Here is a 9096-nt window from a genome sequence, read left to right as displayed (position 1 = left end):
ATTTCAAGGTCTTTTTCACCAAGGATTTTTTTAAGTTTATCGTTTTCTTTCTCTAACTGTTTAAATTCCTGATGCGATGGCACGTAAACGCCCATTTTCTTAGCATCACTTTTGGTATTCTGCCATGCTTTATGGTTAGACTCGCTGATCCAGCGGTATAGTGTTTTAACGTTAATTTCATTGCGTTTAGCTACTTGTACAACGTTGCCGATTTCTAATGCTTCCTTAATTAATTGGTCCTTATATTCTTTTGGGTATCTTTTTCCTTTCATGCTGCTTATCCCCTTCCCGTTAATTTTAGTTTATACCATCAGGGGACAAGACTCAATTCTCATAAAGGGGCTAAATAGTAACCTTATAAGGAGCATTCCTGTAATGCTTAAAAAGGGACTTTGAAAAAAGAGACGCCAGTCTCTCTAAATATCAAATTCCTATCATTATGCTAGCTGCCAAGAACGATATCGTGGAGAGCATGGTGAATGGGACACCTGGGATTGGAAACGTGCCTGGACATGTTATGGCCAGGTAAAGCGGATATAAGCATTGAAATGCGTGCGCAAAAGCCGATAATCCTCAACATAGGAATACCGGCTTTTGCCATCGTTAATTTTGCCATATAAAAAACGCAGGAAAAGGTTCTAGAAAATATGGGCAAATCACCTAAAAAATATTAAGTATGGAATTAAAAAACTAATTTGCTTTTATGCACTCTTTGAAACAGTAGTCAACTTATCAGTATCAGTTCCGGGAGACTCTACAGGCGCTTTTGCTCTAGACATCTGTACCAGCAATACGCCACCCAAAATTATTGCCGCAGATATTACGGTTAATAAAGTAACCTGCTCCTTTAAGATAAGGTAGCCCAGCAATACCGCAACAACCGGATTTACATAAGCGTAGGTGGACGCCTTGGCCGGCGGCATAGCTTTTAATATATAAATGTAGGCACTATAGCCCGCCAGGGATCCAAAAAATATCAGGTACAGCATGGCGCCAATTCCGGCCTTAGTCAGGTGAAAACGGGGCAATTCGCCGGCCAATAAACCCGTTGTGCTTAAAGCAATACCGGCTGCCAGGAACTGTATTGCAATAGAATAAATAATTGAACAGCTGGTTGGCTTCCGGGAAGAAAAAACAGAACCCGAAGCCCATAAAAAAGCTGCCATAAGTATGGCTATCAGTCCGGTAAGCTGAGTTCCTCCCAGCTCAATGCCCGGTGCCATCAATAGCGCCACGCCGGAAAAACCGGTGAGCAGACCGGCCCAGCCAAGCCACCCGATTGAGGTTCCACCAGGTACCACTGTATCAATAAGTGCAACGAACAGGGGCACCGTGGCTATAAGCAGCGCCGCCAGACTTGAGGCCAGCCATTGTTCAGACCACACCACCAGCCCATTACCACCGTAAAGCAGGAAGAGCCCTACAATGGCAGAATTCACTATATCGCGGCGACCAGGGACATTTTTATATCCCCTGATCTTGGCAAAGGCCAGCAGTATCAGCCCGGCTATAATAAATCTTATTCCTGCAAATAAACCCGGGGGCAAATCACTCACCCCCACCCTGATGGCCAAATAAGTAGACCCCCAGAGGATGCAGACAATTATGTAAGCAAACAATACGCAGGGGTCATTAAAAGCGGAGTTTTTATTTTTCATTTATCTATTCAACTTTCTCGCTTCAAAAAGTAAAGCCCCGGTATAATGACCAACGACCGCATTTCATGGTTTGTTTCAATCCCTCATAGGCAGGCTAAAAATAAAGCGGACATAACACCCGGGCAATTTATATTCCCTTAAATAAGTAAATTATAATTTATTTTAATAACGGTTACAAAACAATTTTTATAATCAGGCGGATGTCGATGCGCTCCGTACCGAAGGCTGGGCAGACTCCGACATACTCGACGCCCTGGCGCATGGAGCCAACATGATTGCCGGCGCCGTCATTTTCAACGCCTTGCGGAAAAAGCCCCTCACCCGTCGTTCTTCGAGAGGGAGTATCGCCGGGCGATCCGTTTCTTCTGAATAAAATAAAGCACGAATGCCTTCCTCCCCAGCGGGAGACATTTCTGCCGGACAGAATTATTTCACCCGCTCACTGAGCATTTGAAAGTTATATTTGCTGAACTGCTCCGCCATGGCATGCTGCACTGAAAAGAGGGCGTGATGAATGGGACACCTGGCACTGAACTTTTTGCTGCACTCATCGGGAGAAATTAAACACCGGTTGATTTTAATGGGCCCTTCAATTGCTTCTATAACGTCCAGCATGGTTATTTCCGCCGGCGTCCTGGCCAGAGCGTAACCTCCGTTGATCCCCCGATAAGACTCCACAATACCGGCTTGCGTGAGAAGCCTTAATATTTTCAGCAAAAAGCGCATGGGTATGTGTTCTTCTTCCGCGATTAGCTTTGCCTCCACAACCTGTCCACGGGGTAGGAGTGACAGGTTCAAAACCGCCCTGAACGCGTAATCCGTTGCTTGATTAAGCCTCATTAGCTGTCTCCTTTGCTTATTTTTTGAAAAACTTGACAGGCAAATTAAATTGAGTTAAAATTTCCTTAAAACTATACCATGTTAGTATACATATTATACACCAAAACAATAACATTAAAAACATATTAACCTGTCAATTATTTGCAAAATGCCATCATGTCTTTATTCGGGTTAACTTCCCAAGGCACCGCAACCGTTAATTTAATGCAAGAAAGGGGGCTATTGCGCATATAAGTATACCAAACCACTCCAGTTTATATGTCCTGCAGGGGAGGTGTATATCAGGGCAAGCCATCTGCCGGGAGAAGCACCGGCCGAGGCCTTTGCCGCCGGGTATAAACCGAAAAACCTTAAACACCGAAAAAAATTTAAGGGGGGATAATCACTGTGGATGCTCTCATACTGGCAAGAATGCAGTTCGCCATCACTTCAAGCTACCACTTTCTGTTCGTTCCGCTGACCCTGGGGCTTTCAGTCCTGGTGGCCGTAATGGAAACAATTTATGTCCGGACGGGGAATGAGACTTATAAAAAGATGACCCAGTTCTGGGGAAAGCTGTTCTTGATCAACTTCGCCATGGGAGTGGTAACCGGAATCGTGCAGGAATTCCATTTTGGCATGAACTGGTCGGAATACTCGCGCTTCGTGGGAGATATTTTCGGCGCGCCCCTGGCGGTGGAAGCTCTGGCTGCCTTTTTCCTCGAATCCACCTTCCTGGGCATATGGGTATTCGGCTGGGATAAATTATCGAAAACCATGCATGCGGCGACCATATGGCTGGTGGCCATAGCCTCCAACCTTTCCGCTTTCTGGATCCTGGCGGCCAATTCCTTTATGCAGGAACCGGTGGGTTACGTTATCCGCAACGGCCGGGCGGAGATGACCGATTTTTTGGCCCTTTTAACCAATCCTCATGTGCTCTATCAATTTCCACATACCGTATTGGCCGGGTTCACCACCGCCGCCTTTTTCGTGATGGGCATCAGCGCCTATCACCTGTTGCGTAAAAACTATCTCGATTTTTTCCGCCGTTCTTTCCGCATCGGTTTAACCATGGGGCTCATCAGCACTTTGCTGGTCATTACGGTCGGTCACTTCCAGGGCCAGCACCTGGTCAACTCCCAGCCCATGAAGATGGCGGCGGCGGAAGCCCTTTGGGAAAGCGCCGACCCGGCTCCTTTGAGCCTGGCGGCCTTGATTGACGAAAAAAATCAAACCAACTCCGTTGAGATTCAGATTCCCGGTTTGGGGAGCTTTCTGTCCCATAATTCTTTCAGCGGTGAGGTTGAGGGGATCAAAGACGTTCAGGCCGCATACGAAGCCAGGTACGGGCCGGGCAACTACATCCCGCCGGTCACTTTGGTGTTCTGGAGTTTTCGCCTGATGGTGGCAGCCGGGCTATGGATGATCTTAATCACACTCTACAGCCTGTACCTGTGGCGTAAGGGACAGCTGGAAACAAAACCATGGGTTTTAAAGGCGTTGCTCTGGAGCATTCCCCTGCCCTACATCGCCAATACCAGCGGCTGGTTTATGGCCGAGGTGGGCCGTCAGCCCTGGATTGTGCAGGGACTGCAGAGGGTAAATGAAGCCGTTTCCCCATCGGTTTCCGCCGGCGCCGTTCTCACCACAATGATTGCTTTTACTCTGATCTACGGGGTATTGGCGGTGGCCGATCTCTATCTGTTAACCAAGTTTATCAAGCAGGGTCCCGGGGAAACACCTGCAGGAAGACCGATGGAACCAACCAAGGAGGTGTCGTTATGGACTTAAACATGCTCTGGTTCATACTGATTACCGTGCTGTTTACCGGCTATTTCTTTCTGGAAGGCTTCGACTACGGTGTGGGAACCCTGCTTCCTTTCCTGGGGAAAAATGATAGTGAGCGCCGGGTTATCATCAACACCATCGGCCCCTTCTGGGACGGCAACGAAGTCTGGCTAATCACTGCCGGCGGGGCCATATTTGCCGCTTTCCCCAACTGGTATGCCACTCTTTTCAGCGGTTTTTACATGGCGCTCTTCCTGATGCTGCTGGCATTGATCGTCCGCGGGGTAGCCTTTGAGTTTCGCAGCAAGGATGACCGCCCCGCCTGGCGCAGCCTGTGGGATTGGCTGATCTTCGGAGGAAGCCTGGTGCCCGCCCTGCTGTGGGGCGTGGCCATAACCAACCTGATCCGGGGAGTGCCCATTGCCGGCAATATGCAGTACGCGGGCACCTTCTGGGACCTGCTGTCACCCTATACCCTGGTGGGCGGGCTGACGACACTGTTGATTTTCACCCTCCACGGCGCTCTCTTTTTGACCCTGAAAACCGAAGGCGAGCAGCTGGAAAGCGCGCGCCGGGCGGCGTCACTGGTAAGCATATTGGCTGTGCCGGCCCTCTTGGTGCTGATTATTTTAAGCTACAGCCATACGGATATATTCACCAACACCGGTGCGGGAATCGTGTTTTGGGGCGCTTTGGTCACGCTGCTCCTGGCCTGCCGGCTTTTGCGCTCCGGCAGGTACGCCCGGGCCTTTATTATGAACGGTCTCACCATTGTTTGCACCACCGTGGCTGTCTTTTGGGGCCTGTTCCCCCGGGTTATGGTTTCCAGCCTTAATCCCGAGTGGAATCTAACGGTTTACAATGCCTCATCGAGCCCCTATACGCTGAAAATCATGACCATTGTCGCCCTTACCCTGGTTCCGGTGGTACTCCTTTACCAGGGTTGGACCTACTGGATTTTCCGCAAGCGCGTCACCGTCAAAGACCTGGAGTATTAAATTGGGACTTTCCTGCACCGGAGAATTAGAGATTACGCAGAGCTGGTGAACAAAGATGATGGACAAAAGACTTTTGCGCGAAGCCGGAGCGGTTCGTTTTTTCCTGGCCCTTAGCGTGGGGTTGGGGCTGGGGACCGGCCTGCTGGCCATCCTGCAGGCCGGTTATCTGGCTCGGGTGGTGAACCGGGTTTTTTTGGAGGGACAAAGTTTGAGCGGTGTCCAGCCTTTGCTATGGCCCCTCTTGGGGGTCATCATTTTTCGCGCCGGGCTGACCTGGCTAAGCGAGGTTGCGGCCCACCGGGCCGCCACACAGATTAAACACGCGCTGCGGCAGCGGCTTTTGGCCCATTTACTGGCTTTGGGCCCGGTGTACGCGGGAGGGGAGCGCACCGGCGAACTGGTTAATGTTATGGTGGAGGGGATTGAAACCCTGGACGCCTATTTCGCCCGCTACCTGCCCCAACTGGCTCTGGCCGCGCTGGTGCCCCTGGCGGTCCTGGGGTTTGTCTTTCCCCTGGACCTTATTTCAGCCCTCATTCTGCTCTTCACCGCCCCCCTGATTCCGTTGTTTATGTTTTTAATCGGCAAATGGGCGGAGTCCCTCTCCCAGCGGCAGTGGGAATCGTTAAGCCGGATGAGCGCTCACTTTCTGGATGTGCTGCAGGGTCTTGCCACCCTCAAAATCTTTGGCCGGAGCAAATCCCAGGCCGAGGTCATCGGGCGGATCAGCAGCCATTTCCGGGAGAGCACCCTGGGCGCCCTGCGGGTCGCCTTCCTTTCGGCCCTGGCGCTGGAATTTTTGGCCACCATCAGCACCGCGCTGGTGGCGGTCACGGTGGGCCTGCGCCTGGTATACGCCCGCATTCCCTTTGAGCAGGCCTTTTTCCTCCTGCTGCTGGCCCCGGAATTTTATTTGCCCTTGCGGCTGTTGGGCAGCCATTTCCACGCCGGACTGGCCGGGGTCAGCGCCGCCGGAAGGATCTTTGAAATTCTGGAGACACCTTTGCCCGCAAGAAAACAGCAGCAGGGAGAACGGCATCTACCACCTGATCCCAGCTTCCAAATTGTCTTTGAAGATGTGCACTACGCCTTTGATGAGGGGGCTCGGCCGGCTCTGCAAGGAGTTTCCTTTAAGCTTCACCCCGGAGAACGGGTGGCCCTGGTGGGCCCCAGCGGGGCCGGGAAGAGCACCGCCGCCCACCTGCTGCTGCGTTTCATAGAGCCGGACCGGGGCCGGATCACGGTTAACGGAATTCCTCTGGAGCAAATTCGCGTGGAAGAGTGGCGCCGGCACATCGCCCTGGTACCCCAGAAGCCCTATCTTTTCTACGGCACCGTGGCCGAAAACATTAGCCTGGGCCGTCCCGGGGCCGGCCTGGAAGAAGTTATGGCGGCGGCTGAGCAGGCCGGGGCCCACCGGTTTATCCTGAATCTCCCGCAGGGCTACGACACCCAAGTGGGCGAAGGGGGAATCCGCCTCAGCGGCGGGCAGGCCCAGCGGCTGGCCATTGCCCGGGCCTTCTTCAAAAACGCGCCGTTATTAATTTTGGACGAAGCCACCGCGGGCCTGGACCCCGTCAATGAGAACACCGTGCTGGAAGCCCTGGAGCGCTTGATGCAAGGACGGACAGCGCTGGTTATCGCCCACCGCCTCAACACCGTCCACCGGGCCGGCCGCATTGTTGTGCTGGAAAATGGACGGGTGGCGGAAACCGGGCGGCACGCGGAACTAATGAAACAACAAGGGATTTATCACCGCCTGGTGGCGGCCTTCGGGGGTGCGGGATGAAAACTTGGGCACGCCTCATGGTTTTAATAGCTCCCTACTGGAAGTCCATGCTTTTAGCAACGGCACTGAGTTTTTTGACCGTGGCCAGCGGCATCGGGCTTATGGCCACCTCGGCCTACCTCATCGCCGGAGCGGCGCTGCACCCTCCGGTGCTGGAATTGATGGAAGCTATTGTGGGAGTGCGCTTCTTCGGAATATCCCGGGCGGTTTTCCGCTACCTGGAGCGCTACTTCGCCCACGATGCGACTTTCCGGGTGCTCAGCCGGCTCCGGGTTTGGTTTTACACAGCCCTTGAGCCTTTGGCGCCGGCCCGGCTGATGGAATACCGGAGCGGAGAACTGGTAAGCCGGATCGTGGCGGATGTGGGAACGCTGGAACAGTTTTACCTGCGGGTACTGGCTCCGCCCCTGGTGGCCCTGCTGGTGCTGCTGGCGGTGTTCGCCTTTTTGGCCTGGTTTGAACTCCGCCTGGCTTTGACTCTGCTGTTCTTCTTCCTCACCGCAGCCGTGGCGGTGCCCCTGGGCGTAAGGGCGCTCAGCCGGGGAACGGGCCGGCGGATGGTGGAGACCAGATCGGCGCTGAACGCTCAAATGGTGGACACCATCCAGGGCATGACCGAAATTGCGGCCTTTAACCGGGCCGGCCGTCAGCAGGAGCAGGTAAAGGCGTTGAGCGGCAAATTTATGGATCTGCAGGGGCGGGTGGCCGGTATCAGGGGTTTGTCCGCCGCTCTGACCGGCCTGTTGATGAATCTGACCATGTGGTCGATACTGCTGCTTGCCATACCCCTGGTGCAGCAGGGCAAGCTGGACGGAGTCTACCTGGCCATGCTGGCCCTGGGAGCTTTAAGCAGCTTTGAGGCGGTGCTGCCCCTGCCGATGGTATTTCAGCATCTCGAGGAGAGCCTGGCGGCAGCCCGCAGGCTCTTTGCCGTCACCGACGCCGCGCCTGCGGTTCAGGAACTTCCCGGACCTTCGCCCGAACCCCGAAGCTATGATCTACGGGTCAGCGGTTTGCGCTTTCGCTATGCCCCGGACGAACCACGGGTCCTGGACGGAGTGAACTTTGTGCTGCCCGGGGGCGGCAGGCTGGCCATTGTGGGACCCAGCGGCGCCGGGAAGAGCACCCTGGTTAACCTTTTCCTGCGCTTTTGGGATTACCAGGAAGGTTCCATCTCCCTGGGAGGGCACGAACTCAAGGCTTTTTCCCCGGACGACCTGCGGCGCTATATCAGTGTGGTTACTCAACACACTTATCTCTTTAATGCCACCGTCCGCGAGAATCTGCTGCTGGCCCAGCCCGGAGCCGGCGAGAAGGAACTACCGCGGGCCGCCCGGGAGGCCCAAATTCACGAGTTTATTCAAAGCCTGCCCCGGGGTTATGACACCTATGTGGGAGAAAAGGGATACAAACTGTCCGGCGGCCAGTGCCAGCGCCTGGCCATCGCCCGGGCGCTGCTTAAAAACGCTCCCGTCCTGCTGCTGGACGAAGCCACGGCGGGCCTGGACCCGGTCACTGAACTGGAGGTCATGGAGTCCATCCACCGCCTGATGGAGGGGCGGACCACACTGGTCATTACCCACCGTTTGACGGGGCTTGAGCGGATGGACGAAATCCTGGTCTTTGAAAGAGGCCGGATCGTGGAGCGGGGCCGGCACCGGGATCTGCTGAAGCGGGGCGGGCTTTACCGCAGCATGTGGGAACTGCAGAACCCGGTTTGAATATGAATCCAAGTTGCTTTTATTACTGACTATCCTGATATCGCAGGCCATCATCGCTAATTCGCACCCGCCGCCCAATGCAAATCCACAGGTTTGAAAATTTTTAATTTTGCTCGGCATTCGCTGACCATACTGGGCAAACTTTTTTACCTTAGGTATTAAAGGATAGCGGCGATGAACGCACCTGCGGCCACCGCGGTGCCGATTACACCGGCTACATTGGGTCCCATTGCGTGCATCAGCAGGTAATTCTGGGGGTTGGCCTCAGTACCCATGCTATGCACAACCCTGGCCGCCATAGGCACTGCCGAAACGCCGGC

9 protein-coding genes are annotated in these 9096 nt (G+C 53.9%); 5 read left to right on the top strand and 4 right to left on the bottom strand.

Translation table 11 applies throughout. The features are described 5' to 3' along the window. Positions 1-272: transposase (locus tag BM056_RS25180; RefSeq protein WP_092476229.1), on the bottom strand; the 272-nt coding region annotated here is incomplete at its 3' end. 207 nt (positions 273-479) lie between these two features. Here BM056_RS25180 and BM056_RS26495 point away from each other — a divergent pair. Continuing rightward, positions 480-620 carry a hypothetical protein gene (locus BM056_RS26495; RefSeq protein WP_165613718.1) on the top strand — a complete coding sequence of 47 codons (141 nt, stop codon included), beginning with the start codon at positions 480-482 and terminating at the stop codon, positions 618-620. 81 nt (positions 621-701) lie between these two features. On the opposite strand, the gene BM056_RS25175 is transcribed toward BM056_RS26495, so the two are convergent. Both BM056_RS25175 and BM056_RS25170 read right to left on the bottom strand, forming a co-directional pair. Continuing rightward, positions 702-1658: an EamA family transporter gene (locus tag BM056_RS25175; protein ID WP_092476226.1), complete on the bottom strand. Its 957-nt coding sequence runs from the start codon at positions 1656-1658 to the stop codon at positions 702-704. Positions 1659-2084: 426 nt separating this feature from the next. After that, positions 2085-2498: an RrF2 family transcriptional regulator gene (locus BM056_RS25170; RefSeq protein WP_092476223.1), complete on the bottom strand. Its 414-nt coding sequence runs from the start codon at positions 2496-2498 to the stop codon at positions 2085-2087. A gap of 387 nt (positions 2499-2885) precedes the next feature. Here BM056_RS25170 and BM056_RS25165 point away from each other — a divergent pair, with 387 nt between their 5' ends. From BM056_RS25165 to cydC, 4 genes are read left to right on the top strand one after another with little or no spacing between them, the layout of a single operon-like run. Beyond that, positions 2886-4271 (top strand): cytochrome ubiquinol oxidase subunit I, encoded by a 1386-nt coding sequence (locus tag BM056_RS25165; protein ID WP_092476221.1) that lies wholly within the window; start codon positions 2886-2888, stop codon positions 4269-4271. Next, positions 4262-5266, top strand: coding sequence for a cytochrome d ubiquinol oxidase subunit II (gene cydB / locus BM056_RS25160; protein ID WP_092476218.1), 1005 nt, complete (start codon positions 4262-4264; stop codon positions 5264-5266). The genes BM056_RS25165 and cydB overlap by 10 nt, the downstream gene beginning before the upstream one ends. Positions 5267-5321: 55 nt before the next feature. Beyond that, the gene (gene cydD / locus BM056_RS25155) at positions 5322-7055 is read left to right on the top strand and encodes a thiol reductant ABC exporter subunit CydD (protein WP_092476215.1); all 1734 of its coding nucleotides are present in this window, start codon (positions 5322-5324) and stop codon (positions 7053-7055) included. Beyond that, positions 7052-8776, top strand: a complete 1725-nt coding sequence (gene cydC / locus BM056_RS25150) for a thiol reductant ABC exporter subunit CydC (protein WP_092476212.1) — start codon at positions 7052-7054, stop codon at positions 8774-8776. The genes cydD and cydC overlap by 4 nt, the downstream gene beginning before the upstream one ends. A gap of 158 nt (positions 8777-8934) precedes the next feature. Here the strand turns inward: cydC and BM056_RS25145 are convergent. Further along, on the bottom strand, positions 8935-9096 hold a 162-nt coding region (locus BM056_RS25145; protein ID WP_165613717.1), incomplete at its 5' end, for a sodium ion-translocating decarboxylase subunit beta.

It is taken from the genome of Desulfotruncus arcticus DSM 17038 (assembly GCF_900113335.1).
In the GTDB taxonomy this organism is placed as follows: Bacteria; Bacillota; Desulfotomaculia; order Desulfotomaculales; family Desulfallaceae; genus Desulfotruncus; species Desulfotruncus arcticus.
The sequence above is the reverse complement of the archived record's forward strand: the minus strand, read 5'-3'. Positions and strand labels throughout refer to the sequence as shown.

What these genes read in the sequence shown, in the direction of transcription:
- BM056_RS26495 (WP_165613718.1), top strand. Translation starts at nt 480, where the DNA reads ATGGGACACCTGGGATTGGAAACGTGCCTGGACATGTTATGGCCAGGT.
- BM056_RS25175 (WP_092476226.1), bottom strand. Translation starts at nt 1,658, where the DNA reads ATGAAAAATAAAAACTCCGCTTTTAATGACCCCTGCGTATTGTTTGCT.
- BM056_RS25170 (WP_092476223.1), bottom strand. Translation starts at nt 2,498, where the DNA reads ATGAGGCTTAATCAAGCAACGGATTACGCGTTCAGGGCGGTTTTGAAC.
- cydB (WP_092476218.1), top strand. Translation starts at nt 4,262, where the DNA reads ATGGACTTAAACATGCTCTGGTTCATACTGATTACCGTGCTGTTTACC.
- cydD (WP_092476215.1), top strand. Translation starts at nt 5,322, where the DNA reads ATGATGGACAAAAGACTTTTGCGCGAAGCCGGAGCGGTTCGTTTTTTC.
- cydC (WP_092476212.1), top strand. Translation starts at nt 7,052, where the DNA reads ATGAAAACTTGGGCACGCCTCATGGTTTTAATAGCTCCCTACTGGAAG.